A 22,367-nucleotide genomic window follows, 5' to 3' on the forward strand; every position below is an offset into this window, starting at 1 on the left:
AGGACCAACCGTGCTATTGAATTCCCTATCCATTTCGCTCACCCCAGTAAGTACTTGATCAATACATAGCCAACTGTCAGCATCCCGGCCCAGCGCGTACCCTTTTCCCATCCTGCGGCATGCAGGATAATCGCCAACCCACCCCCAAGCAATGCGATGGAATACGACATGTCAACGACCAGATCCCGCAGACCTTCTGCTATCCCAATGACGATGTCATAAGTCATGCTCCTGGCGCTCTCCTGGACGCCGTGCTGCGCTTTATCGACGGCACGCCCGATAATCTGACCGAGCAGGCCGACCTTGGCCGGATCGTACGGAACGATTGACGTAGGGTCAACGAATGCGCCTGCTTTATCGACGACGCCCAAATGGACATGCGGACCAGTGCTGTTACCGGTGTTCCCGGACAATGCCAACAGATCGCCGGCATGGACACGCTCCCCAAGCCTTACCTTGACCTCAGATAAGTGCCCGAGTATATATTGATGGCCGTCTCGTGTCCGAACGAATACACCCTTTCCGAGGCTCTCAGTGCCGTAATCGACGATACGCGATACTATGCCACCCTCCGGCGCGTACAACGGGCTGCCGATCGGAAGGCCAACGTCGACTCCCGTATGCGGCGTCTTGTGAACAGAATCAATTTCGCCATATCCGGCGGTGATGCGTGGGATCAGTTGAAATTTCATGATGTTCACCTCACGTTCCCATTTCCTCAAAAAGCTTCTCGATCTCAGCCATCATCCAAGGGAGCGCCCAAAGGATCGCATAGGTCACGCCATAGCCCAAGAATCCCTTTTTGACCGTGTCAAAATCTCCGTCAGCTGCATTCTTGATGGTTTCAACTCCGGCCTTGACAATAATCACCCATTTGCCGATATTGATCAGCTTGCGGTAAATCTTATTGGCTCCGGCGTCAATCCCGGTACCGGCCGCAAACGATGTGTCTGGAAGTCCGGCAAACAGGATCAGGGCAACGCCTGCCACCTTTATGACCGTCTCCTTTTCCTTAAGCTTACGAGAAACGTCTTTCCCGATGCTGCTCAACTCAACGACATAACAAACCGGCTGCCGCACTCCACCGCCCACAAACTCATTCCACCCGATCACCTGTGTTTTCGACATGATGTTCAACTCCTCTTTGGGATGTATACGGCAGGTTTACTTCCCGTTACAGCCGTTTTAATTACCTCGGGCTCCCTAACCTCTTTGGTGGACTGCGGAACGCTCAACGGACGTTCCTGAACTTCGACCGTTCTTGTCGTGCGGATACCTAGCATCAGACGCAGACCGTTACGGCATAAGGTTTTCAATTCCTCTTTATTGACATCGCGCACAGCTTCAGCCAAATCCGCATCCAGCTCCTTACGCAGCCGGAACGATATGACCTCTGTTTTCATGGTGTCTACCTCCTGTAAACCGTTGTATATCCCCAAGATATGTGCGGAAATTTGTCCAAAATTCCACTTTTATGCACCAAACACTGAATAAAATTAGATTCCTTTGTCCATCCTTGTAGAAAGAGAGGAGGGACAACTACGTGTTTGGTTTGGGGAAAGAAAGGACGCCTTTTGGCAAGTGGGTGGATCGAAATGAGTCTCAGGAGTGGGTTGTAAAGCACTGCGGGGTGGATAAGAACACAGTATCAAAGCTCTGCAACAAAAATGACTACAAGCCTAACAGAAGCACCAAGGGGAGAATCATCATGGGGTTAAACAAAAACGGGTATGAAGCTGTGATCGAGGATGATTTTTGGCCATAAAAAAGACCTTCAGGAAGTATGTCCTTCTGTCCGGTCCTATCGGGTTTGGGATTTGTAAACATCACGTATACATTTCCTTGTAAACACCGCGTAAACAGATACCTGGGAAGCATGGTCGAACTTTTGCTTCCGCTTCCTTGCGCCGGGGGCGCTGCGGTTCTCAGCGAAAGTTTATGTATAGCATATTCTTATGTGCGCGGCGGGGTAAATATGATTAATTCACGCTCACGATATCCACAAATTTCACCCATTCGAATTCATCAGGACCAGTGACTACCTTCAACTGCCGCAGCTGGCGATCCACCTTCTCGATGGTCCCTGTGATCTCCCGGTCTTCGAACTCGCCGAAAACGACCAATGTAACGGCTATCTGCTCAGTCATAGCCTCACCAATCGCATATCCAAGATCCTGCAGCCGCTGCTCATCCAGCGCCGGACGTTGCTTGCGGGCAGACTCCTTTCGATGGCGATTGATCGCTTCCCTGTGCTCAGGGATGATCATACGGGATGACTCCCACATAACGTTGGCACCCGTGGTTAGCTTGTTGGGATTGTTCATGTTCCAGATCCTCCGTACGTTTTTAACCCATTATAAGAACAATTGTTCCCTTTTTCAAGTAAAAAAAAGACCCCACCAGCCGTAGCCAGTGGGTAAGGAAAATTTCCCTGCGCTATTCAGCCTGCTGTCCGGAGGCAGTTCGAAGCTGATTGGCAAGCCAGTTATAATATTTTTGTTGATCCGCTAACGCTTTCACCGTTGTAACGGATGCGCCTGCTTTCTTATCCTCGGCAACCTTCCACTCCGGTTTGATCCATGTATTTATTATCGTATTTGCTACTCCCGGATCAAGCACAGGTTCCACCCCTTCCTGAACAGATTTCCTGAACTCATCCATATCAATAACCGGACACGCCTTCCAGCTATATCCGGGATACTCCGAATGGCCGAGCACCTTCGCTGCCGTCGGGATCTCCCGCTGCAGCATGCGGACCAGCTCCACGGCCGCAGCATGCTGATCATGGGTAGGCTGCTGGCTTCGGAAGTCTCCGACCAAGCAAATGCCGAGCGCCTGCCGGTTAGAGTTGCCCACATGATAGGTAAGCACCGTCCAATCCCAGCACCAGTATATCGTTCCGTCACGATCGATAACGCAGGCATAGCCGATGCCTGGCCAGTCGTTCTTATTGACATGGTACTCTGCAAATGCCTGAGCGCTACCGGTGAAAGTCAGGGAGTGGTGAATCGCAATAGAACGGATGTCCTGCGGTTGGCGGCTGCCGTAACGCTTAGATTTGTGCACCGGCAGCCGGCCGCGGACGTCTACAATGTTCATCTTTTAGCCTCCTCGCCTTTCTGCTGTAGCTGCTCAAGGAACTTCGTGAATGCTGGCGGTAATGGTACACCAAGAACACCCAGATTTTCGACAACTGACAATCCCTCACGACCAGAATAAAAGTACAGAGCGATCGTTCTAAATACCGGCACGTCTCCTCCTATTAACTCGTCCAGAAGTACGGCTAGTGCGATCACTCCCATCACCACACCTTTTCGGATCCCACCCCAAAACATGACCTCGCTGTTAACCGCCTTTGTTTTGATGGCCCCGAGAAGACCGCTGATATAATCGGCAATCATAAGGAATACCAATACCTTCAGCGCCGTATCCCATCCACCCAGATATTCACTTGCGATAAGTCCTAAAAAAGCTGCTATTCCGCCAAGTACAGCTTCACCCCGGGTTTCCCCCACCGCGGCCGTCGAGATAAGCATTCCAAATTGTCTTATTTGCATATGTGACCCCTCTCCACCCTTTCCCCGGGCATAAAAATAACCCCGATCGGCTCGGGGCAGTTCATCAAAAATATTTGCGGTATATCTCCCTACGGCGCTCTCCGCTCAAATGGGCGTAAATCCTTGTCGTGTCCATCTTGGCATGACCGAGGAGTGTTTGTATGGCTTCAAGCGGCGCACCGTTGTTCATCAGATGTGTAGCGTAGCTGTGTCGTAATTTATGCGGATAAACGTTTGTTGTGATTCCGGCCCGCCTGGCTATCCTTTTGATTATGTAACGTATTTGCGGGATGCTCATGCGGTGCGGCGCTCGCTCGGTTACAAATAGAGCAATATCCGTATCCTTGCGGCCTTTCAGGTACTGCTTCAGCCATATTCCGCATTTGATCGTAAAATATACCTCACGGTCCTTATCCCCCTTTCCCCGAACTACAATGGAGCGATCCTCCCAGCTGATGCTATTCCGGTTCAACCCGGCGATCTCCCCGATACGGCAGCCGGTCGTGTACAAGATCTCAACCAAAGCATGCTCCAGCGGACTCCTGCAGGCTTCCCGCAGCAACTCAACATCTTCCTCATTCATGGCCTTCGGGATCCGGTGCCCCTGCTTTGGCTCTTTCAGCTTGGCCGCAGGATTCTTGGAAATGTACCCTTCATCCAAAGCCCAGCGAAACAACGATTTCAGGAAACGAACCCGGTGGCCGACGCTGGAAGGCTTCAAACGCTCGGCATCCTTGGCCAGATGATCTTTCAATTGCTCAAAGTTAACCATTTCGATTTCGACGTCTCCGACACGACGGATTAATAAAGATGATTGCAGACGATAAGCTTTCAGTGTGTGCGGCGAGTAACCTTCAAGACGCTTGTCCGATTCGTAGCCATTCCAAGCTTCCGAGAGCAACATGATATTTCCTCCTGTTCGTTATATGATACGTTTTGCGTATCACCATAATATACCTGATACGCTTTACGTGTCAACAAGAAAATGATATGTTAAACGTATCAGGTAAATGAAGGAGGAAATCCGTCTGAAAGTCATAATTACACTGGAACAGCTGCTGCAAGATCGTGGTATGTCTCAAAGAGAGTTGGCCGCAAAAACTGGTATTAGGCAGCCATCTATAAATGAGATGTGCCGGAACCAAACCAACCGGTTGCCTCTGGATAACCTCGCAAAAATATGTGAGGTGCTGGATTGCCAAATTACAGACATCCTCAAACTTTTGCCCAGGGAATAACCCGGGCATTTTTTTACGAAAAAAAAAAGACCATTTCGTTGGTGTTAACGAGAGATGGTCCTTATGTCGCTATCGAACTTCGATGAACCAATTGTCCGCCGTGTCGCGGTCTGTTCGGCTTTGTATGCTGCTGTATACTATCGGGTTTTCGCACAAATTAACCCAAAAGATCAACTTCAATCTTTTGCTTGTTCATCGCTTTTGCACTTCCCTCTGATTAATCCCTTTAAGTTCTTTGAAGTTTTCCGGTATGACCAATAATCCAACATTATCGACTATTTTCACATGATGCTCTTCTTGCCACTTATAGTGATCAGCCCAAACCGTCACCATTTCCTTGAATCGTTTAAGAAACAAATTACCTTTCCCATCAGTTGGAGCGTACACACAATGGGAATAACCGGCGTTGGAATTATCGTAATCGGCTGTATACCAGTCGCCCTGCTCTTCTTCCAATATTAGATTAGAAAAGGCCCAAGCCAGAATTGACACTTGGTAGCATATCTCTGGTACAGCGTGTCCATTGATCTCGAAACCGTTTCTGTAAAATGTAATCTCGATCATTTCAACACCTCACGCCACAATTCCAAGTTACTCATTGTCAATTCCATTTTCACAACATCCTCCCCAAAATAAAAAGAGAACCTATTTAAGGTCCTCCTCCTGAATATCGAACTCCTGAATCATTTCCCGTATAACCATGTCCAGCGCTTGAATCTGTCCCTGCGTGATTTGTTTCATGTCAGCCAGCTCCGGCATATCCAACTGCTGCGTTAGCGCATGCTTTTTCCAGATCAAACGCTGGATGTATTCCGCGACCCGTCCGCGGCGAAAAGTCTCCGGCACTCCGATCACCCCCGTACACCATTTTAAACTATCGGTATACGGGAGTATACACTCTTAAACATTCGAACTTCATTAGCGTTATAAGAATTGGGTCAAATCATCAAACGAAAACTCGCCATAATTAATCGCGTTGGTGTTAAAATATTCCCTCACTTTATCCACCAAAGTGAAAGGTACATCAGGAGAAACAGCAATGATTACTCCAGGTTCGATTTCACATCGCTGTTGTAATGCCCAACTAACTGCTGTTTGCGTCTCTTTTGGCATGATCTTAACCTCCTAGTTCAACCTTGATCGTAAATGAGCCAGACGTCGGTGCTGTACCAAAAGATATTGTCACAAACAAATTGGAGTGAATATCCTCTAAAGCTGGAACAGCCTTAACTTGTGGCGATGCTCCAGTTCCTCCTGCTTTTGACTGTAACGTGAGTCTTCCTGGTGAAGCTGGCAAACTTCCAGTTTCGACATAAATTTCACCAGAAGACGAGTATACGGTAACGCCCAAAGAACTAACAGCAGTTGCAAGTTTTATATTTGCTGCTTGGTTATGTGTATTTACTAATGACACTTTTATTTTTCTGTAACGGCGGATCTCATCCTCTGTTAATCCACCGTTTGTAATAAGGTCATATATTCGTAAGTTTGTATCAGTTACAGCTACCGCATTGGCTAGTGTTATTACTTTTGCTTGCAACTTAGTGGGGATCGCTTGCGCGTCTTGAACATTACTCCCCGTTAGTTGAGCAGCAACATTGGGCATAACCTTTCCGTCGTTCTGATTGATCGACATTGAATGTGCGTAATTATTTAAGTCTGCTGGCATAAAGCACCTCCTATAAATAAAAAAATCCCGCTATGCCGCGGGTCAATCTTAAGCCGTTGTGGCCGGGATATATGCAAGTGTATCAGAGTATTCCTGTTGCGTGACATATCCCTGAGCCAGTGCGTTATCGATCTGGAACAGGGTGTAGTTGGCGGCTGCATATTGCTTAACAGGCTCAACGTATTCCGTAATGATGCTTGCGAATGTCCTTTTACCGTCGATGTAAATCGCTCTCGCATAGCCTTGTACCAATGATGGATAGATTGTCATGATTAGACCACTCCTTTAGAGATTAGGATTTCCCACAATTCTATGTTTTGCATGTTAAGGCTGGATATTTCGGCTTCCATTAGTTCAATTTTGCTCTGCCCAGATGGCGGCAACGGTGGCGGTTCTTGCAGAGATTCTTTCATGAACAGTCCGGTTTCGGCGTCCTCAGTAATGCGGTACGGTATGCCGTTTTCTGTTATTTCAGTTATGGTTACAGCCATGTTTATCACCTCCCCCTTTCTTATGCCGAACCTAACTTAAGCGCATAGGCCGCGGTCGCAGTTGTTGGATAAGCTGAGTCAACGGTGGAACCCAAGGAAACCTCAACTTTTAAGGAACTGTAAAATTCAATTGGTGCGTCGGCATGATTGGATATTTTGTCGGTCGTTACGGTGCTTGCAGCTCCATCTCCCCATTGATGATTGCCCAAGAAATAGTGATAACTATATTTAGTTCCAGTGCCATCGCTAGCAGCATTGGTAAATGGCATAACTTCAGCCACGCCATCTATAGTTACCCTTAAATTTCCAGTAGCGCCCATCTGCGAACTTAAAACTCTCAACGAATCCAATCTCCCTTGGACGCTAGTTAAATCCAAAACCGTGACATATGTGTTTGCAGCAGTAGCATTTGCCAAAGTTAACGATGTATAGCGTTTTCTACCCACTTGCATACCGCCCACTGGTCTCCACACCCCTCCTATTAATACTTCGAGATAACCGCCTGTTGTGTTAATGCGCATTTGGGAGGTATCCCAAAGCCTGCTCCAAGCAGTCCAATTGCCATTATATCTACCACGCATATAGATCCCTATATTGACGGAGGGGGCGTAAGGAACAGCCAACTGAGTAACATTTCCTGTCCCGTTATTTGTCGCATACTCTATATTCAATGCATGAAAGTATGCATCTGGCCCCGGGCCACTCGTTGCGTTCCCCTTCAAAAGTGTTGGCCCCACTCCGGGTTGTGTGTTCGTTGCGTGGTTCCAGTCGAGCGTTCCCGTTGTAGCTTCGCTGACGAATTTGCTGAGAATTTCGTTTTGGATATCCGTCCAGTGCTTACCATCTACCTTGTCTGAATCATCAGCCAAAAGCCCGCTTCCGGAGCCACCGTTTGCCGAAGTCCAAACCTTAGGCTTCATAATCCGCGAGTCCGTTATTTGCGCTTGTTCGATGGCCGTATCTGCTGCTGGGACGTCGATAACACACAGTTTCATAGCTCCCGCTGGTAAAGCCGGCTCTGCCGGAGTCGCTGCTGGCGTTCCCGCCAAATAGGTCATGACGCCAGTGGATGAAATGAAAATAATGTCTTTCCGAGGATTCGTTGCGTCAGCTGCAACGACCGTCACTGATGCCGGGTTTGAAAAACTGTACCGCTCACCTCCGGGCATATAAATGACGCCAGCAGCTATAGTAACGGTCATGTTTGGTGTTCCTGCAGCAGTGACACCTAAGCCGTTTCTAACGCCATACCCAACATTCTCAAGCTCTACATTGCGGAGTTGAATGTCGGCATCGGCAATGCCTTTTTCCCACCGGTTTATATCTGCGTCAGCAACTCCGTTGGATGAGTTCCAATCTGTTTTAGCTGGATATGCCATGTTCTCCCTCCTTACGCCCGGAATCCTTTTATCCTTGCACTTAAAGCTCCGTTCCACTTGGTATCCTGTCGGACAATGTAATAATCAGTAGTCGTACCCAGATTGAAACCCGGAGCCGTTATTTTGTCGCCCAGCTGAAGCGCCACATGCCCACGATTATCAAGCTCAATGTCGTGCCTCGGGTCTTTGAAAGCGGCTAAGATGGTGTCGGATATCTGCTGTGCTCGGTCCATCGTCTGGATGAAATCATCTGCAATCAGTTTTGAAAGCTTGCCATTCTCCCGTATGCTTTGCGCATCTTGAGCAACCGCCACCGAACCGCCGACGATTTCAAGCTTTTGACCAGTGATCGTGACGCTTGTTACGTTTTGAGCAGTTGCTGCTGTGTTTTGGAACACGACAACCATTCCCCATGCATAGACGGTATAGGATTTAACCGTGACATTTGCATCCGCCGTGATTGTCGGTGCAGATACATTCATGCACGGGACAAAGTTAAACTTGTATGTCATTTCCTTTGTGCCATTGGCCGGGATAGAAATTGACTCTTGACTCTGAAAAATAGTGTCTGCTGGTGTCAATGCCCTCGGCCTTGTTTCGGTTTCGACGTAATTCGCTGTTTGTCCAGAGGCAAAAGGATAGTCGGCCCAAAATATCGTTTCGTCCTCTTTGAACTCAAACACAGCCGGACCTGAAGCTCGTTGCACTTCAAGGCGGATAATTCCATTTCTATCGCAATACAAGCGAGCTAATCCTGCCTCTGCGATTTGTGCGAGTGCTTCCCGGTAGGTAACGCGGTCAAACCACATATAAGGCACGATAACGCTTTGTAAGGCCGTATCGATGCGGTATTCTCGATTGGTCAAGCCGAAGTCTTGGAGCAGGATATCAGCGATTTGGTACAGGTTTTGATTGACGTAAACTTGGGAGGTTGTGAAGTCCCATTGCTTCAACAATTCCAACCGATCCCGGGCGGTTGTTTCGGCGTAAATTTCATTCGTCGGGGCGTTCCAATCGGTAGTGTAGAAAACACCGAGTGGGTAGTAAGTGACCTCCCCCAACCCATCCAGGTCAACCCCGAGCCAAGCCTTAACGCGGCGGTTCTTCTTCAGCATGCCATACAGCGGTGACCCAGTATTTCTTGGGTCAAAGTGCTTGTCTGAATTATCGAACCGGATATCAATTTCATTTGTTGAAACATTCCCGATAGGTAATGTTTGATCGTCAAAAACTTGTTCCTCAAGTAATCCAAGCTCTATGATCCGTTCGCCGTCATATTCTTCCTTGACTCCGGTGTAGCACTCAAGGACTTTCGGGACGGAATTAGGCTTGTTTATTTTTTGAATCGTCACTTCCATTTTTCTGATGCTGCCGATTTTCGTGATAGGCTTTTCCCAATGTACGAGCGTGTTTACTGTGACGGTTTCGGTATAAACTACAACATTATTCAAGTCATAGAGCTTTACGGTAAAATCGACCGGAAACTCATTGAGTTTGTTGTCTCCAAACACCTTTAACGAGTAAACGGGGCGAGGGTCGAAAGTTATAGCTATGACCGGCGCTGGGCTCATAACCCCTTGGGCATCCGATAAAGTAGCTCCCCACCAGCCTACCTCAACTTCATCATCCACACTTGGTAGCGGATGAAAGGTCCCGTCTAATCGGTTGTTGTGGAGTGAGAAAAACTTATAATCAGGCTCACTGAGTTCGTTTTTGATTTGGTTAACATAGGTGTACCGCCCCGTTTCTGATGCTGTGGCGGCAAGTGAAGTGTCGACAAAGGGGTCCGAATAAGATATCTCAACCTTGGCAAATATCTGTCTCGAGTCCTCTTTCATCTTGGAGTGAACGTCAGTCAACCCGGGCAGCCTCCTTTCTGCAAAAGAAAAAAGACGCCTTGATTGGCGTCCTTAATTTGTTTTAAACCATATACCGTTTCGCCCTTGAACGTCACGAGCTGCTGTGATGAGAGGATTCTGATCATCTTTTCTTACTTGGAAAGCCACCCAACCGGTATGCGTTGCCCCCGAATACAATTTCGTTTGCATACTTGGATCCGGCAGAACAATGAAGTCCATTGCATAATCCTTGCCATCCGATGAAACGAGGGTGAAGTTATTCGGCCCAATCGCAAGCTGCGTATCCGGCTTGTCACTCTTATTCACTTTCAAAGCAATTTCAGCCAGCATATATTCAAGATCTGCTTTAGGGGCCGGATTTATCGAGTTCGCCTTTTTTATAAGCTTCCAAGCCTCGTCTCCCCGAATCACCTTGGTTACGGTGACCGATGCATCAAAGTTTTCGTTTAATTGAGAGATCCTTGAATTGACTTGGGTTCCGATCGGAGCAGGATTATTTCTCGATGTGCCGACTGCGGACTGAATGCTGGAACCCGGGACTGATGTTGATTCGGTCTGGTTATTGCTCACCACAACACCAATAATGATCAGGCCCACAAAAATAGCCACTGTCCATGCCGTAAACTTCACCAGCTTTATCAGGTATCCTCCACTCTTTTTGACCGATATTTCCTTCGTCTTATACTCAGTGCTGAAAAGAGGCTTGAAGCACTTTTTACAAGCGTTTCTTCCCGGCTCGTTGGCTGTGTCACAAAATGAGCAAATATACAATTTATCAGTCAATTGCTTTTTCGCTTTTTTTGCCGGGAACCTTTCGCTCAAAAGCCAAGTACCGCAAGACCCGCAATATTTTTGATCTTCGGTATTTTTGTTTTGACATACCGGACAAATATATAGATCCAAGCCTAACGCCTCCCCCACATTCTGGATACATTAAAATAAATATACACAAAATATGGGGGGATTTCCTTATCTTTATTGTTCGATTAAAGCAAAATTTACATCGGTCCATTGCCAAACATCGGAACGCAATAAATCAGAAGGGATTGCCCCGGCATAGCACTTGGCCGTTTTCGCTACCCCATTCTCGGTGTAGGCAAGAGTGAAGAAAGGTTTACTCGGGTTCATTATGAGGCTAAGGATATTATCAAGTTCGGTGCCCATGATCGTCGAATACTCGAAATTGAATTCCCTCTTTTGCGCAATGATATCCATGGTCATTTTGCCAGAAGCCACGCGCCCGGCTTTGGTTAGGTTGTAACGCCTGATTTGAAATTTATTTGGCGTCTGGATCGCCACCCCATCGATGGTTAAACTCATCTGTTTAACCCCCTCGTGTCGTCATTGTTAAGCTCAGTTTTGATCATACGCGCAAATTCTTTCACAGAGCGTTTGTCAGCCACGACCACACCAGCATGTATAACGACGTCCCGAACACCTCCGCCGTTACCCTGCGCCTCAGCAATAGCATTGGCAAACGGCCTCATGGCTTCAGTATCCAGTGGTACGATGGCCTCTCTCCGACCGCGTTCACCTACCCGGACGATACTATCGCTGCCTATAATACCGCCGCCTGCAAAACCTGTTATTGCTCGGCCTGAGCCTAAATTTCCAAGGGCATCCCTTATTTGCTCCAAAAGATCTTTGCCTCTTGCAGCACCTTTGGAAATAGCTCCTGCTGCTTTTCCTGCTCCAACAGCACCGCCGAAAAGCGATCCCGCCGTACCGGCTGCACCGCTCTGGTTATCGACCCTCTGATTTTGTTCATTGGCCTTCAAGAGCCGATTATGGAGCCCCAGAGTTAGCGCATTGGCCCCGGCATCTAGGAAAGAATCGAGGTTCTTGCTTGCCTCTTTCAAGAAGCCTGTAGCGGTTTGCCCAGCTTCGCTCAACACGCTTTTGACACCTGATAAGTCCGGCAATTCAATCTTCGGCATCTGTATATTAGGCAAGGTTATAGGCTGGCCTATCATCGCAGCCATAGCCGCCCATTGACTCATCACCATATCGATATAGGACAATATTGGAGCAGTTATGCTTCTTGCGGTATCCAACATCCAGTTCCATGCTCTGTCCCAAGCAGTTGCTGTGTTAAGTGTAGAGTCAATCAATCCTTTTAACGCGACAACCAGGAGTCCTAATCCGTACTCCAAATACGGGCGGTAGGCGTTCAAATCTACTTGCATAAAGTCAAGCATTTCATGCCAAGCAATAGAAACACCTACACTCGATGGGATTATCTCCTCAAGCGCTTGGATCAGCATTGCCCATCCGTACATCAAGTACGGATTGTACTCATTGAGTTGGGTCTGCATATAATCCAGCATCTCATGCCACTGATTTTTCACAGAAGTGGCGAGCTCGCTTGTATTTGTAGTTAATAGGCTTGTCAGCGCCGACCATTGCGCGCTTATTGACGCGGCTGCCAAGGTCGTTGCAGTGACAAGGCCCCAATTCATTAAGTTCCATTGATCGGTTAGCAGCGCTGAATTGGACAGATTAGTCGCATTAATCATGGACCACATTAATGTGAAGGCAGCTATTACACCATAGGTACCAGTTGCTGCGGAACTGTTCATGCCGGCAAACATCGTATTGATTGCAGAAGTTACGCCGTATGTGCCGATTATCGTTCCATTGTTAATTGCCGCCCACATGTTTGAAAATATTTGGGCAACTTGAGCCCCTAAGTTTGCTGCAATTCCAGGTATCGTGGATACGCCTGTTCTGAAGCGCTCTGGAAGTGTAGCAACCGCACTGACGATTTGATTAATCGATGTAGTCCAAGCCGTTGCCACAGCTCCTGATCCGCCGTCTGGTGGCATAGGCTTTGGCATATCTATGACTTTTGGTAGGAGTTTGATTTCATCAAGGAACTTCTTGATCCAGCTTTCGCCGGTTCCTGAACCTCCACCGGCGTTTCCCTCATTATTCGGAGGTGCAGGTAACGTTGGCAATGACGGATGATTTCCGCCCCCACCTTTATCCGGTATAGAATACACTTCATCGAAGGAGGCAAGGAATTTTTCAGATGCCTTACCAGCATCCTTTAGGCCATCCTCTACTCCGCCGATAACGTCGATGTAATCCTGATAGCCATCCGTCAAATCTCCGACCGCATCCGTCTGTCCCGATGTTCCTGAAGCATTCGCCGTCTGGACTCCCAAGAACCCCTTTAACGTGTCCCAAAGTGCCTGGGCCTTCCTGCGTGCCCACTCACTTTGAGCGCCTACATATACCAGTGTTGCGGCAATCGCAAGGAGAGGATGCAGCCTAGTTCCTATTGCCAGAACTCCACGTAGAACAACACCAAATCTACCGACTAAAAGAGCTGCAGCCCTGCCTGCTCCAGCAAGCATGCCGAAACCACTAACGACAAATGGGACGATTGCTAATACGGCGCCTAGCGCAAAGGTAAGTCCGACGAGCGCAACAGCTGCCACTCCGAACCATAAGACGCCGCCCTGTACCGAATCCGGTAGCTGTGAAAATCTATCGAGAACAAAATTAATGATATTGAACAGTTTTGTGTAGATGGGCAGTAACCTTTGACCTATAGTCGCTGCCAATTGTTCATATCTCTCTTTTGCTATTTTCGCCTGCGCTGAAGCTTGGTCCTGCTCACGGATCCATTGCCCTACTGCCCCCTGCCGAGTTAACGACTCTTGGATGGCCGCATAACGAGCGAGGACCTTTTGCTGTTCGGTCAACTCTTTCCCCGTTTTGGCTATCCCCTTACGGTATGCTACCTCCTTGATCGTGTTCTCAAGAACAAGGATACCGACCTCTTTTAAGGGCTCCGTTTCGCCAGTTAAACCTGACCTGAGCTTATAGAATGCTTCCTCAATGCTTAGATCTCGGAATGCGGCAAGGTCATATGTCATTTGAGATATTCCCTTAGACATATCCATAGCGGTTCTATCAGCCAACCCCATGCCTTTAACAATGGCATTCACGGTTGACATGTTTTTTCGCAAGTTATAGGCATTTACTTGAAATGTTTTGGAAAGCTCTTCTGAAAACTTCCTCGCTTCTTCTGTCATACTGCCAAATATTTGTTTGAACGTTGCTTCCGAGCTCTCGGCTTCCTTTGCAAGGTTGATGATGTTTAACCCGACTTCCTTAAGGCTGTTAAAGGCGAATGCCGTGGCCAGAACGGCTCCCAAGTCCCGTATCGAATTAGCAGCTCTGTCCATATGACCAGTGATGTCTTTGCTGAACCGCTGCACTTCTTTTTTGGCATTCCCTAACCCGCGCCTTAAGTCGTCCGGATCTGCACCAATTCGGATCAATAAGTCTTTTGCCTTCATGAAATCACCCCCTACCTTTTAAAAGTCAGCCGACAACCCCTTATTCAAGGCGATCTGCCGTAGTGTTTCGTTATCCAGTTCAAGCTTTTCTTGCTCCTGCGCTTGTTTCTTTCGCTTCTTCTCCCGCTCTTTCCACGGAGGTTCACCGATAATGTCGGTGATTTTCATTTTTTTGCCTCTCTTACCGCGGTTCACATTTGCAATCGTGGCTGCCACCAAGGCATGATTGGCCTGTTCCTCATATCTCTTGTCCTCAATCACTTCTTCAGCTTGTACGAGAGCCATTTCAACAGCAGAAAAAGTGAACTCTTGCCATTCGCTAGGCTGCCACCCGAAGGCAAGGCTGAGGTTTATTGATGTGGCTACGAACCAAGCTTCGGAAGCGACGAGCCTAATTTTGTCAAGGAAAGTAACGGCTTCATCAGCTTCTTTACTCCGAAAAAATTTACATCAACCCATGCATCAATCAATTCCTCAATCTCAGATGGATAAGCTTCGTCGATATCCGCCTCGGACAACTCGGGAAAAAACTCCGCGAGTTTTTGTTCTAGCAACGGGATCAGATCTTTCACATCTGTGTTGCTGAGATCAGCACCATCCAAAGCGCCCGTTATCTTCGGGATGACATCATTGCGTAATTCTTTGATCTTATGTTCACGCACAACAACTTGTTTTCCGTTAACCGTTACTGGTTTTGTTCTCATCTATCATCCCGCCCTGTAAAAGATTTTTCCGTCACCTTGGAAATCGATGCTTTCTGACACCAAATCATCCACTGGTGTTTCAATGCCATTCGTGTTAAGGATTCCGTACCCCTCATACCTCGTTTTGCTTGGCCCGGCGTCGACATAAAGGACCAATACCAGCTGCTCATTGCCTAATTCACTGAAAATCTCACCGTTTGACCAGTATTTCTCGAACGAACCGGAGAACCCGCCAAGTCCTGGAGTGAATTCACGCCAGCCGCCGGATTCAAATGTCGTAGAATCAAAATTTTCTCTTTCTACGTCCATCGTCCAATTAAACCCGCCGCCGATCTGAGTGATAACTAATGCTTTTCCAGAAACACGGAAGATGGCAGTTCCCTGAGATGCCGCGAATTCGATAAATCCTCCAGCATGCTCAATCACAAACCCAGTCGTTACCGTAACCCAAGTAGTCCCGCTGTCCGTGGATTTTTCCACCGTCACCGGCGTTCTGTCGTCCCAATAACAAACGGTGCGATCGGTGACAAAATACCGCTTGTTATCCCCACTGTTCGTCATTGGTTTTGCCGTGAACGCCGCCGGCGTACCGGCTGCTTTGTAGATTGCTCCGACAGCTCCGCTAACTGCCATTTATCCCCCGCCTCCTTTAACAGCAACTTTGCTTCATCTTCTGTAAACTCCACATAGCGAAGAGGAACCGCAATAAAGCGCCCCCTCTCGTCAACATAGTCTTCATCACCGACATATTGAAGTGTGATCATACGTAAGCCAAAGCTCCGGTACCTTGACAATCGAAATTCGATGTTACGATGTCATCGACTGGTGTCTCGATGCTTTGCGTTGATACCAGGGCCGAACCTGAATAGTTATTAGTTCCGTTAACATCAAGTTTGATGGCTAATACTGTCCCGCCAAGCAGGGCATCTTGCAGCGCCTTTTGACCAGTAGTATCGCCGCTAACCTTCCATTTTGCTTCGAAAGAACCGGACCATTGTTTCAATCCAGCAATAAATTGGCGCCAGCCATTCGAATCAAATGACGTGGAATCAAGCATGTCCGCCTCAATGTCCAGTGTCCAATTTGTCACTTCCGCTACTTTATTGGTACCGAGAAAAACCCCGCCACCTTTACCTGAAATCGCCACCGGCAATCACTCCTATTGTTGTTTTTGGACGATAATGTCGAATGTGAGAATTGCATAACGCGTTACCCCGTCATTATCCCGTTGTGTTTGAGCTTTGGTGTATTTGGTCATCACATGCTCGTACCCGGCGATGTTCAATGAGGCAGGAACATCGCCATCCAGCAGGTCCATAATGACTCCGCCGATATCAGTCAACTCCTTATACCCCTTGTACCTGCTACAGACCCAAATGACCGCCTCGACACTCTCGCCACCTCTGCCGAATGTCTTGTATGGAGTGCTGGTGAAATCCCCAAACACCACATAAGGAAAGGCTTGATCCTGTGGGACATCATCAAATACGCCTTTTACTTGGGAAATGAGCGTTGCATTTCCCTTTAAAACGTCGTACAGCGCCTTTTGGGTAGGCGAAATAGCCTTCACTTGAACCCAGCCCCTTTTACTGCCGTGTTAATAACATCAACAATACCTTTTTCATACTTCTGCCCCTGAGACTCCCATGCAGGCTGTACAAATGGCTGTGGCCGGGTCGAGAAGCGGTGATGCGGGTTATCACTCGCTTTTGTTCCATACTCAACAAATGGGGCGTAAAAACGCCGCGGCCCGATCTCTGCGGACAGCTTCCCGCGTGAAAATTTCGCCCGGATAGACTTTCTCAGGGCGCCCGGCATTTGTTTGTGGCCGAACTGCTCCTTCACTTTTCCGTAGAATCTCCGGCCTTTAGGAGCACGCTTGATCTCAGCACCACGGATAGCATAAGCGGACCGCTGGACAAACTTGCTGATTGCTTTTTTGGCGTCATCACTTAGCGTGTCGAGCTTACGGGACAATATTTCTACACCGTTAATCTTGATCGTTATTTTACTCAATCCGGATTCTGCACCTCCACGCACATAAGAGTGAGCTCCCGGTTACGTTCCTCCCAGTTGATGACAGAAGTGATCAGAAAAATGCGGCTACCGAAGTGAATCCGCATGTCTGCCGTAATACCGGTCTGATACCGCATTCGGACCTTATGTGTAATCTCAGATTGTAGCTGCTGTGCCTGGAAGAGCTCCCTGCCACTAAGCGGCTCCACTGAAGCAAACGGTGAAGCGAACGTTACCCATGTTTCTACGCTCCCACCAGCCCCATCATCCATGCTCTGCAGATGTTTGATTGTAATTTTGTGCCGCAATTTACCGGTCAGGCTATCGTCTTTCTTCATAGCGGCATCACCCGATCCTGCCAAAGCAATGACTTTACAGCTTGCGGAGGATCGCACCCAGGTGATTCGAACCACACATTAACGAGCAAGATGATGGCCTGCTTGACCTTTTTTGGCACTTTGGTTGCATCACCGTATCCGGCCGTGTAACGAACCCTGATGCCGTTAGCGGAGGCCAGCGATGCTGATGGCCACGACACACCATATACCTTCACTAGTCTCGCAGGCTCAGCGAAATCGTCTACCACGTAATTTCCCGGCGCCCATGTCGTAACCGAGCCTTTATCGTCAATGTACTGGACAGAATTGACCGCCTGCAGCGGTGGGCGCGGCAGTTTTAGTGTGCTCCCGCTCGGCCATTCGTCAAGGGCCATCTCCAGCGTCTGTGTGATATATGCCCGGTTCTGAAACCCCTCGCACCACTCGCGAGCTGCGGTGATAAGTGGAGAGAGCGTGTCATCCAATGATGTGTCCAATGGATCTATGCGCAGTTGTGGCTTGACATCGGTGTTTAAATCAACCGGCTCAGTAGCCGGCGGGGTGATAAACTTTAAACCGGCCATAATAAAGCACCTCAGTCTGGAGAAAAAGACGCCTCCAAATTTGAAGGCGCATCTCATTCTCTAATCGTTATTGTTGTTGATTGGCTTCCTGCTTGAGCTTTTCGCGAACAGCAGCAATTGCATCTTCCTTACCCTTCACGCGCTCGCCGTCCGGAAGCTCGTACACGCCACCGCCAATATGCTGCAGTTGGGCAATGATCTCTTCGTCTGTAAGATCCTCCAGATCATTTGCAGCGTCAGAATCATCGGCCGGTTCATCCACATATTCTGCATATCGCCCTTCGACAAGTTGCTTCGCCTCTTCAACTGGCAGTGCATAAACGCCGCCTTGTTGCAGCGTACCTTCTGGACCCGCACTTAAGGTGTTCATTTTTACTTTAACGATTTCACTCATGCGTTATGCCTCCTTATACTACCGGCTGCTTACGGGCACGGCCCCGGATGACCAAAGCTCCATAAACGCCGCCTGTAGTCGCTCCGGTTACCGTTGTAGCAGCTCGGACATAGCGCTTAATACCTTTGTAACCGATCCGTTGAGTTGTGTTTGCTGCTAGATTGGAAAGAGTTCCAATCAAATCAACCGCAGCTACAGCGGTGAACGTTACGTTATCGTCACTTTCTTGCACGACAGGCACATGAGTACCGTCAGTAATAGCCCCTACGTTAAATACGATAGTTGCCGCTTCAAAGCTTTGAAGGTCAACGCCAGTGCCGTTTGCAGAAGCGGTTCTTGCCGCCGGCGCTAGTGTGTTTACTGTATCTAAATGATTTTTTTGATCCAACATATTGGAATCACGCTCCTAATTTATTTTTTAGGGGTGCGATTGAGTCGCGACCCCTAATTTGATTAGCCCAGCTTCACGCGAACGAATGCTTCCTCTAATACGGGCATGCCGTCAGACTCCATGCGGCCAATGAAACCAACTTGGTTTGTCCGGGCATACAGCTCGACCAGACGTTGAATCGCCATATCCAGCGCGTCAACGATCCAGTAGTACTCAAAATTGCCGATGATGCCAACGTATTTTCCACTGGTGAAGGTGTTCGGTGCAAACTCGGACATTTGGTAAGGGACATCGAGAATGGTGTCTGGCTGACCTGTCTCGATGCCTGGACGCCAAATGTATTCACCGTCGGAGGTCTTAATTTTACGGATTTGCTTAACTGCATCGCGGTGGAAAATCCACTGAGCGCCCTTCCAGTATTGAGGTTTAAGCTTGAACTTAGTTTCAATTAGACCATCAGATCCGATATCAGTAGCAGTATTGCCTGTGCTTACATCACGAGCGGTAGAAATGCCGTTTGTCGATGCTGTAAATAAGCCCAGCGGCTGACCTGTGCCAGATCCGGTCATAAATGCCTTCTCTTGGGTAACGGCAAACTTGTACGTCAGGCGATCGCGTACCAGCGCTTCCACGTCAATGGATGCGGAATTCAGGAGTTTATTTGATACGCGGATAAGCTTTGCAACAGCGTGTGGCGTCAGCTCACGCTTACCAAAGGAGATGTCCGTCTCTTGTCCGGTATCAACTTCGCTTGTCCAGTCAGCATCACTCGGATCGGAATCAAGCGTTGGCACACCCAAGCTCTGCGCCTTTTCAACTTTGAACTTGCGAGCCAACTGCCGCACAATTACAGCGTCGTCCATCGCCTTGATCAATTCCAACACAAACTGTTGCGGTGTAACGACGAAGCCGCCGGCTGTACTGGTATCGGCTTGTAGTGCTTTAAAATCCTCCGGCACCATTGCATCACGGCCGCCACGAACATAGTTGTTAAATGCCTTACTATAAGCCTCGGTTTCGCGCGCATTCCTCTTGTCTTCTGGTTGGTTTGGAGCTGGTTTACCAGCCATAAGACCGCTACTAGCCTGCATGTGCTCTTCGCGTTGTGCCTGCTTTTCTAAACGAGCAATGTCTTCCCCGAGATTGTCGAAATCCTTGTCCATCCGATCGTATTGCTGCTGCTCTTCGGAAGTCAAAGAACGCTTTTCGGCGTCTGCCTTGTCCAAAATTGTGCGCATATCAACCACTAGTTGGGCGCGTTGTTGTTTCTTTTCATCGATTTTTACGGACATTGATAAATCAGCTCCTTAAAGTGTTTTGGATTTCAATTCAAGCTTTTTTCGCATAATAAAAACGCCCGGATCATTGTCCTGAGCGTCGAGTTGATTGTCATCATCTTCATTTATGAACGGATCAGCCGGAGGCTCCGCGCCTCCTTTGTTATCATCCGTATTAGCATCAGGTAGAAGACTTTTAACGGTTTCTGTAACAATTGATTTGATCAATTCAACGTCAATACTTACCGTTTGTGCCGATTTCTCCTCCGGAAACTTCGGAGCGTTCTTAAACATGCTCCAGTCCATCTCAACGCCGTTAATAACGGCTATTCCACCGCGAAGAGACGCAGCCACAGGCTGAGAGTTCTCTTCAATCCGTGTAGCGAACCCCTTTTCAACTGCTTGGGTAGCGCTCAACCAAGTCTCAGCATCAAGAAGAGATGTCAATTCTTCACGGTCAATACCGGTGCGGGAGACATAAACATCCTTCATGCTTTCACAGATAGCGTCCAAATCTTCCGCCATTTTGCGGAAATCCTTTGAATTGCCCATCGCATATGTCCACGGGTTGTGAATCATTAGCATAGAACCGTGAGGCATGACTATTTCATCACCGGCCATAGCAATTATAGAGGCAATGGAAGCAGCAAGTCCGTCCACGTAAACGGTAATCTTGGCCGAGTGACGCTTAAGCATGGAGTGAATAGCTACACCAGCAAATACGCTGCCGCCATTACTGTTGATACGGACTGAAATTTCGTCCACATCGCCTAATGCTTTCAATTCATCGTTGAACTTTTGAGGTGTAACCTCATCGCCCCACCAGTCATAAGTGCTGATATCACCGTATATCATGATTTCCGCTGACTTAGCCTGCATCTTTTTCATTTTCCACTTCATTTTGTTGGTTCACCTCCTCCCGGTGGATTTTGACCCGTTTGCGGTGATGGATTGTCGGCATAGGTCATGTTTGTTGGCATCCAGTATTTAGTGCCTACGTCCCCGCCAATCGGGTTCATATCCTCAAGTTCTCGGATGTCATCCGCATTCATCCAACCATCAAGACGAGCCTGATGATAGGCGTTATACCGGCTTTCAATGTCCCCTCGAAGCAAGCCGTTAACCGTGAATTTCGTGAAAATCTCCAAATCAGTCGGATTTTTTGGCTTTTTGAAGAATTTCAAGTCCATCGACTGCTCCCACCGAACAAACCACGGCATCATCGTATGCTTAACAAACTCAAGTGACTGATGCTCGATATTGTTGTTTGTTGATTTCTCCAAATCGGCGATCATATGCGGCGGTACATGATAAAAACGCGCAATCTCCGTGGTCTGGAATTTACGCGTCTCCAAGAACTGTGCCGTTTGAGGCGGTATGCCTATTTGTTTGTACTGAAGTCCTTCTTCTAGGATGAGTAACCGGTGTGATTTATCCAATCCTTGGTGCATTTCCTCAAAGGATTCTCGTACATTCTTCCGACCATCCTCACCGAGCTCTGCAGGATGTTCCAAGACACCACTAACCGTAGCTCCATTTCCGAAGAATCGTGCTCCGAACTCTTCAGCTGCAAGCCCTAGACCAATGGACTGACAAGCAAGATCAATCGGATTATATCCACGTATGCCATCAAACCCAAATCCAGCAATGTGCAAGATTCGTTTAGCTGGAATCTTAACAGTTGTGCCACCTGGAAGGGTGGTGACATACTTCAATTCTTGCGTGTCTGGATCCCGATAAGGATATGTTTTGTCAGGTCGTAAAGGCCATAACCCAATGATTTGGCCGGCATTATTGTATTCAATCTCCGAATAACCATTGCCCCATAGACCGACATGTCCTTGTATTGTTTCCCTCCAAGCGAAGGAACTCATCTCGGAATTAGCCGCTTTGTGAAGCACGTAATTCAAGAAAAAAAGCTCGTCTGGGGCCCTTGCTTTTCCGCCTGTTGGTAACTTGCTGTACACATTTAACGGCAGCATCGCCAATGTTTGAGCTAAGATGTGGACGCAAGCATATACCGCTGTAGACTGAAGAGCCTTCATCTCGGTAACATTCACGCCCGAGAATGAAGAACGACCACCAAACCAACTTGTCAGCCACTCAGCAGGCCTTGCTATCCCAGAAGTAGCAGCAGCCCGAGGGGACCACACGCCTTTTAAAATAGCCATTTAGCCTCGA

Annotated in this window: 33 protein-coding genes; 2 read left to right on the forward strand and 31 right to left on the reverse strand. The window is 48.1% G+C overall.

Annotation, left to right across the window (positions count from 1 at the left end; genetic code table 11):
- Window positions 1-38: 38 nt before the first annotated feature.
- Genes ACZYR9_RS15700 through ACZYR9_RS15710 form a run of 3 tightly spaced genes read right to left on the reverse strand, consistent with a single transcriptional unit; the run spans window position 39 to window position 1,403 of the window.
- Window positions 39-692, reverse strand: coding sequence for a M23 family metallopeptidase (locus tag ACZYR9_RS15700; protein ID WP_488979434.1), 654 nt, complete (start codon window positions 690-692; stop codon window positions 39-41).
- A gap of 10 nt (window positions 693-702) precedes the next feature.
- The gene (locus ACZYR9_RS15705; protein ID WP_488979435.1) at window positions 703-1,128 is read right to left on the reverse strand and encodes a hypothetical protein; all 426 of its coding nucleotides are present in this window, start codon (window positions 1,126-1,128) and stop codon (window positions 703-705) included.
- A 5-nt stretch (window positions 1,129-1,133) separates the two neighbouring features.
- Entirely contained in the window at window positions 1,134-1,403 is a 270-nt protein-coding gene (locus ACZYR9_RS15710; protein WP_488979436.1) for a hypothetical protein, read from the reverse strand.
- Between the two features lie 140 nt (window positions 1,404-1,543).
- On the opposite strand from ACZYR9_RS15710, the gene ACZYR9_RS15715 reads away from it, so the two are divergent.
- Complete coding sequence (locus tag ACZYR9_RS15715; protein ID WP_488979437.1) at window positions 1,544-1,765, forward strand: transcriptional regulator; 222 nt, start codon at window positions 1,544-1,546, stop codon at window positions 1,763-1,765.
- A gap of 214 nt (window positions 1,766-1,979) precedes the next feature.
- On the opposite strand, the gene ACZYR9_RS15720 is transcribed toward ACZYR9_RS15715, so the two are convergent.
- From ACZYR9_RS15720 to ACZYR9_RS15735, 4 genes are all read right to left on the reverse strand, one after another.
- Complete coding sequence (locus ACZYR9_RS15720; RefSeq protein ID WP_488979438.1) at window positions 1,980-2,324, reverse strand: YolD-like family protein; 345 nt, start codon at window positions 2,322-2,324, stop codon at window positions 1,980-1,982.
- A 112-nt stretch (window positions 2,325-2,436) separates the two neighbouring features.
- Window positions 2,437-3,099 (reverse strand): peptidoglycan recognition protein family protein, encoded by a 663-nt coding sequence (locus tag ACZYR9_RS15725; RefSeq protein WP_488979439.1) that lies wholly within the window; start codon window positions 3,097-3,099, stop codon window positions 2,437-2,439.
- On the reverse strand, window positions 3,096-3,557 hold the full coding sequence (locus ACZYR9_RS15730; protein ID WP_488979440.1) for a phage holin family protein: 462 nt from the start codon (window positions 3,555-3,557) through the stop codon (window positions 3,096-3,098). Before ACZYR9_RS15730 ends, ACZYR9_RS15725 begins: the two co-directional genes overlap by 4 nt.
- 64 nt (window positions 3,558-3,621) lie before the next feature.
- Complete coding sequence (locus ACZYR9_RS15735) at window positions 3,622-4,461, reverse strand: tyrosine-type recombinase/integrase (RefSeq protein ID WP_488979441.1); 840 nt, start codon at window positions 4,459-4,461, stop codon at window positions 3,622-3,624.
- A 106-nt stretch (window positions 4,462-4,567) separates the two neighbouring features.
- Here ACZYR9_RS15735 and ACZYR9_RS15740 point away from each other — a divergent pair, with 106 nt between their 5' ends.
- Window positions 4,568-4,795, forward strand: coding sequence for a helix-turn-helix domain-containing protein (locus tag ACZYR9_RS15740; RefSeq protein WP_488979442.1), 228 nt, complete (start codon window positions 4,568-4,570; stop codon window positions 4,793-4,795).
- Between the two features lie 192 nt (window positions 4,796-4,987).
- Here ACZYR9_RS15740 and ACZYR9_RS15745 read toward each other — a convergent pair whose 3' ends face one another.
- The 24 genes from ACZYR9_RS15745 to ACZYR9_RS15860 form a co-directional block, all read right to left on the reverse strand.
- Window positions 4,988-5,359 carry a hypothetical protein gene (locus ACZYR9_RS15745; RefSeq protein WP_488979443.1) on the reverse strand — a complete coding sequence of 124 codons (372 nt, stop codon included), beginning with the start codon at window positions 5,357-5,359 and terminating at the stop codon, window positions 4,988-4,990.
- 81 nt (window positions 5,360-5,440) lie between these two features.
- The gene (locus tag ACZYR9_RS15750; protein ID WP_488979444.1) at window positions 5,441-5,641 is read right to left on the reverse strand and encodes a hypothetical protein; all 201 of its coding nucleotides are present in this window, start codon (window positions 5,639-5,641) and stop codon (window positions 5,441-5,443) included.
- 78 nt (window positions 5,642-5,719) lie between these two features.
- Window positions 5,720-5,908: a hypothetical protein gene (locus ACZYR9_RS15755; RefSeq protein ID WP_488979445.1), complete on the reverse strand. Its 189-nt coding sequence runs from the start codon at window positions 5,906-5,908 to the stop codon at window positions 5,720-5,722.
- A 4-nt stretch (window positions 5,909-5,912) separates the two neighbouring features.
- Window positions 5,913-6,464 (reverse strand): hypothetical protein, encoded by a 552-nt coding sequence (locus ACZYR9_RS15760; RefSeq protein ID WP_488979446.1) that lies wholly within the window; start codon window positions 6,462-6,464, stop codon window positions 5,913-5,915.
- Between the two features lie 48 nt (window positions 6,465-6,512).
- Window positions 6,513-6,734 carry a hypothetical protein gene (locus tag ACZYR9_RS15765; RefSeq protein ID WP_488979447.1) on the reverse strand — a complete coding sequence of 74 codons (222 nt, stop codon included), beginning with the start codon at window positions 6,732-6,734 and terminating at the stop codon, window positions 6,513-6,515.
- 2 nt (window positions 6,735-6,736) lie between these two features.
- A complete protein-coding gene (locus ACZYR9_RS15770; protein WP_488979448.1) occupies window positions 6,737-6,955 on the reverse strand; it encodes a hypothetical protein in 219 nt (72 codons plus the stop codon).
- 20 nt (window positions 6,956-6,975) lie between these two features.
- A complete protein-coding gene (locus ACZYR9_RS15775) occupies window positions 6,976-8,334 on the reverse strand; it encodes a pyocin knob domain-containing protein (protein ID WP_488979449.1) in 1,359 nt (452 codons plus the stop codon).
- An 11-nt stretch (window positions 8,335-8,345) separates the two neighbouring features.
- Window positions 8,346-10,193 (reverse strand): hypothetical protein, encoded by a 1,848-nt coding sequence (locus ACZYR9_RS15780; protein WP_488979450.1) that lies wholly within the window; start codon window positions 10,191-10,193, stop codon window positions 8,346-8,348.
- 51 nt (window positions 10,194-10,244) lie between these two features.
- Entirely contained in the window at window positions 10,245-11,096 is an 852-nt protein-coding gene (locus ACZYR9_RS15785; protein WP_488979451.1) for a DUF4352 domain-containing protein, read from the reverse strand.
- Between the two features lie 72 nt (window positions 11,097-11,168).
- A complete protein-coding gene (locus tag ACZYR9_RS15790; protein ID WP_488979452.1) occupies window positions 11,169-11,513 on the reverse strand; it encodes a hypothetical protein in 345 nt (114 codons plus the stop codon).
- Window positions 11,510-14,503 (reverse strand): phage tail tape measure protein, encoded by a 2,994-nt coding sequence (locus ACZYR9_RS15795; RefSeq protein ID WP_488979453.1) that lies wholly within the window; start codon window positions 14,501-14,503, stop codon window positions 11,510-11,512. The genes ACZYR9_RS15790 and ACZYR9_RS15795 overlap by 4 nt, the downstream gene beginning before the upstream one ends.
- Before the next feature lie 18 nt (window positions 14,504-14,521).
- Entirely contained in the window at window positions 14,522-14,788 is a 267-nt protein-coding gene (locus tag ACZYR9_RS15800) for a phage tail assembly protein T (RefSeq protein ID WP_488979454.1), read from the reverse strand.
- A 77-nt stretch (window positions 14,789-14,865) separates the two neighbouring features.
- Complete coding sequence (locus tag ACZYR9_RS15805; protein ID WP_488979455.1) at window positions 14,866-15,207, reverse strand: hypothetical protein; 342 nt, start codon at window positions 15,205-15,207, stop codon at window positions 14,866-14,868.
- Window positions 15,208-15,210: 3 nt separating this feature from the next.
- On the reverse strand, window positions 15,211-15,840 hold the full coding sequence (locus tag ACZYR9_RS15810) for a hypothetical protein (protein ID WP_488979456.1): 630 nt from the start codon (window positions 15,838-15,840) through the stop codon (window positions 15,211-15,213).
- Window positions 15,841-15,967: 127 nt separating this feature from the next.
- Complete coding sequence (locus ACZYR9_RS15815; RefSeq protein ID WP_488979457.1) at window positions 15,968-16,354, reverse strand: phage tail tube protein; 387 nt, start codon at window positions 16,352-16,354, stop codon at window positions 15,968-15,970.
- A 12-nt stretch (window positions 16,355-16,366) separates the two neighbouring features.
- Window positions 16,367-16,777, reverse strand: a complete 411-nt coding sequence (locus tag ACZYR9_RS15820) for a DUF3168 domain-containing protein (protein ID WP_488979458.1) — start codon at window positions 16,775-16,777, stop codon at window positions 16,367-16,369.
- The gene (locus ACZYR9_RS15825) at window positions 16,774-17,223 is read right to left on the reverse strand and encodes an HK97-gp10 family putative phage morphogenesis protein (RefSeq protein ID WP_488979459.1); all 450 of its coding nucleotides are present in this window, start codon (window positions 17,221-17,223) and stop codon (window positions 16,774-16,776) included. Before ACZYR9_RS15825 ends, ACZYR9_RS15820 begins: the two co-directional genes overlap by 4 nt.
- Window positions 17,220-17,561, reverse strand: coding sequence for a phage head closure protein (locus ACZYR9_RS15830; RefSeq protein WP_488979460.1), 342 nt, complete (start codon window positions 17,559-17,561; stop codon window positions 17,220-17,222). The genes ACZYR9_RS15825 and ACZYR9_RS15830 overlap by 4 nt, the downstream gene beginning before the upstream one ends.
- Window positions 17,558-18,181: a head-tail connector protein gene (locus ACZYR9_RS15835; protein ID WP_488979461.1), complete on the reverse strand. Its 624-nt coding sequence runs from the start codon at window positions 18,179-18,181 to the stop codon at window positions 17,558-17,560. The genes ACZYR9_RS15830 and ACZYR9_RS15835 overlap by 4 nt, the downstream gene beginning before the upstream one ends.
- Before the next feature lie 10 nt (window positions 18,182-18,191).
- Complete coding sequence (locus tag ACZYR9_RS15840) at window positions 18,192-18,518, reverse strand: hypothetical protein (protein ID WP_488979462.1); 327 nt, start codon at window positions 18,516-18,518, stop codon at window positions 18,192-18,194.
- Between the two features lie 13 nt (window positions 18,519-18,531).
- Window positions 18,532-18,909 carry a hypothetical protein gene (locus tag ACZYR9_RS15845; protein ID WP_488979463.1) on the reverse strand — a complete coding sequence of 126 codons (378 nt, stop codon included), beginning with the start codon at window positions 18,907-18,909 and terminating at the stop codon, window positions 18,532-18,534.
- Window positions 18,910-18,971: 62 nt separating this feature from the next.
- Window positions 18,972-20,201 (reverse strand): phage major capsid protein, encoded by a 1,230-nt coding sequence (locus ACZYR9_RS15850; protein WP_488979464.1) that lies wholly within the window; start codon window positions 20,199-20,201, stop codon window positions 18,972-18,974.
- Window positions 20,202-20,216: 15 nt separating this feature from the next.
- Window positions 20,217-21,086, reverse strand: a complete 870-nt coding sequence (locus ACZYR9_RS15855; protein ID WP_488979465.1) for a head maturation protease, ClpP-related — start codon at window positions 21,084-21,086, stop codon at window positions 20,217-20,219.
- Window positions 21,083-22,357 (reverse strand): phage portal protein, encoded by a 1,275-nt coding sequence (locus tag ACZYR9_RS15860; protein ID WP_488979466.1) that lies wholly within the window; start codon window positions 22,355-22,357, stop codon window positions 21,083-21,085. Before ACZYR9_RS15860 ends, ACZYR9_RS15855 begins: the two co-directional genes overlap by 4 nt.
- Between the last annotated feature and the right edge of the window lie 10 nt (window positions 22,358-22,367).

The sequence above is a fragment of the Paenibacillus sp. F024 genome, assembly GCF_057814255.1.

What these genes read in the sequence shown, in the direction of transcription:
- ACZYR9_RS15700 (WP_488979434.1), bottom strand. Translation starts at nt 692, where the DNA reads ATGAAATTTCAACTGATCCCACGCATCACCGCCGGATATGGCGAAATT.
- ACZYR9_RS15705 (WP_488979435.1), bottom strand. Translation starts at nt 1,128, where the DNA reads ATGTCGAAAACACAGGTGATCGGGTGGAATGAGTTTGTGGGCGGTGGA.
- ACZYR9_RS15710 (WP_488979436.1), bottom strand. Translation starts at nt 1,403, where the DNA reads ATGAAAACAGAGGTCATATCGTTCCGGCTGCGTAAGGAGCTGGATGCG.
- ACZYR9_RS15720 (WP_488979438.1), bottom strand. Translation starts at nt 2,324, where the DNA reads ATGAACAATCCCAACAAGCTAACCACGGGTGCCAACGTTATGTGGGAG.
- ACZYR9_RS15725 (WP_488979439.1), bottom strand. Translation starts at nt 3,099, where the DNA reads ATGAACATTGTAGACGTCCGCGGCCGGCTGCCGGTGCACAAATCTAAG.
- ACZYR9_RS15730 (WP_488979440.1), bottom strand. Translation starts at nt 3,557, where the DNA reads ATGCAAATAAGACAATTTGGAATGCTTATCTCGACGGCCGCGGTGGGG.
- ACZYR9_RS15735 (WP_488979441.1), bottom strand. Translation starts at nt 4,461, where the DNA reads ATGTTGCTCTCGGAAGCTTGGAATGGCTACGAATCGGACAAGCGTCTT.
- ACZYR9_RS15740 (WP_488979442.1), top strand. Translation starts at nt 4,568, where the DNA reads ATGAAGGAGGAAATCCGTCTGAAAGTCATAATTACACTGGAACAGCTG.
- ACZYR9_RS15745 (WP_488979443.1), bottom strand. Translation starts at nt 5,359, where the DNA reads ATGATCGAGATTACATTTTACAGAAACGGTTTCGAGATCAATGGACAC.
- ACZYR9_RS15755 (WP_488979445.1), bottom strand. Translation starts at nt 5,908, where the DNA reads ATGCCAAAAGAGACGCAAACAGCAGTTAGTTGGGCATTACAACAGCGA.
- ACZYR9_RS15760 (WP_488979446.1), bottom strand. Translation starts at nt 6,464, where the DNA reads ATGCCAGCAGACTTAAATAATTACGCACATTCAATGTCGATCAATCAG.
- ACZYR9_RS15765 (WP_488979447.1), bottom strand. Translation starts at nt 6,734, where the DNA reads ATGACAATCTATCCATCATTGGTACAAGGCTATGCGAGAGCGATTTAC.
- ACZYR9_RS15770 (WP_488979448.1), bottom strand. Translation starts at nt 6,955, where the DNA reads ATGGCTGTAACCATAACTGAAATAACAGAAAACGGCATACCGTACCGC.
- ACZYR9_RS15775 (WP_488979449.1), bottom strand. Translation starts at nt 8,334, where the DNA reads ATGGCATATCCAGCTAAAACAGATTGGAACTCATCCAACGGAGTTGCT.
- ACZYR9_RS15790 (WP_488979452.1), bottom strand. Translation starts at nt 11,513, where the DNA reads ATGAGTTTAACCATCGATGGGGTGGCGATCCAGACGCCAAATAAATTT.
- ACZYR9_RS15795 (WP_488979453.1), bottom strand. Translation starts at nt 14,503, where the DNA reads ATGAAGGCAAAAGACTTATTGATCCGAATTGGTGCAGATCCGGACGAC.
- ACZYR9_RS15800 (WP_488979454.1), bottom strand. Translation starts at nt 14,788, where the DNA reads ATGGCTCTCGTACAAGCTGAAGAAGTGATTGAGGACAAGAGATATGAG.
- ACZYR9_RS15805 (WP_488979455.1), bottom strand. Translation starts at nt 15,207, where the DNA reads ATGAGAACAAAACCAGTAACGGTTAACGGAAAACAAGTTGTTGTGCGT.
- ACZYR9_RS15810 (WP_488979456.1), bottom strand. Translation starts at nt 15,840, where the DNA reads ATGGCAGTTAGCGGAGCTGTCGGAGCAATCTACAAAGCAGCCGGTACG.
- ACZYR9_RS15830 (WP_488979460.1), bottom strand. Translation starts at nt 17,561, where the DNA reads ATGAAGAAAGACGATAGCCTGACCGGTAAATTGCGGCACAAAATTACA.
- ACZYR9_RS15835 (WP_488979461.1), bottom strand. Translation starts at nt 18,181, where the DNA reads ATGAGATGCGCCTTCAAATTTGGAGGCGTCTTTTTCTCCAGACTGAGG.
- ACZYR9_RS15840 (WP_488979462.1), bottom strand. Translation starts at nt 18,518, where the DNA reads ATGAGTGAAATCGTTAAAGTAAAAATGAACACCTTAAGTGCGGGTCCA.
- ACZYR9_RS15845 (WP_488979463.1), bottom strand. Translation starts at nt 18,909, where the DNA reads ATGTTGGATCAAAAAAATCATTTAGATACAGTAAACACACTAGCGCCG.
- ACZYR9_RS15850 (WP_488979464.1), bottom strand. Translation starts at nt 20,201, where the DNA reads ATGTCCGTAAAAATCGATGAAAAGAAACAACAACGCGCCCAACTAGTG.
- ACZYR9_RS15855 (WP_488979465.1), bottom strand. Translation starts at nt 21,086, where the DNA reads ATGAAGTGGAAAATGAAAAAGATGCAGGCTAAGTCAGCGGAAATCATG.
- ACZYR9_RS15860 (WP_488979466.1), bottom strand. Translation starts at nt 22,357, where the DNA reads ATGGCTATTTTAAAAGGCGTGTGGTCCCCTCGGGCTGCTGCTACTTCT.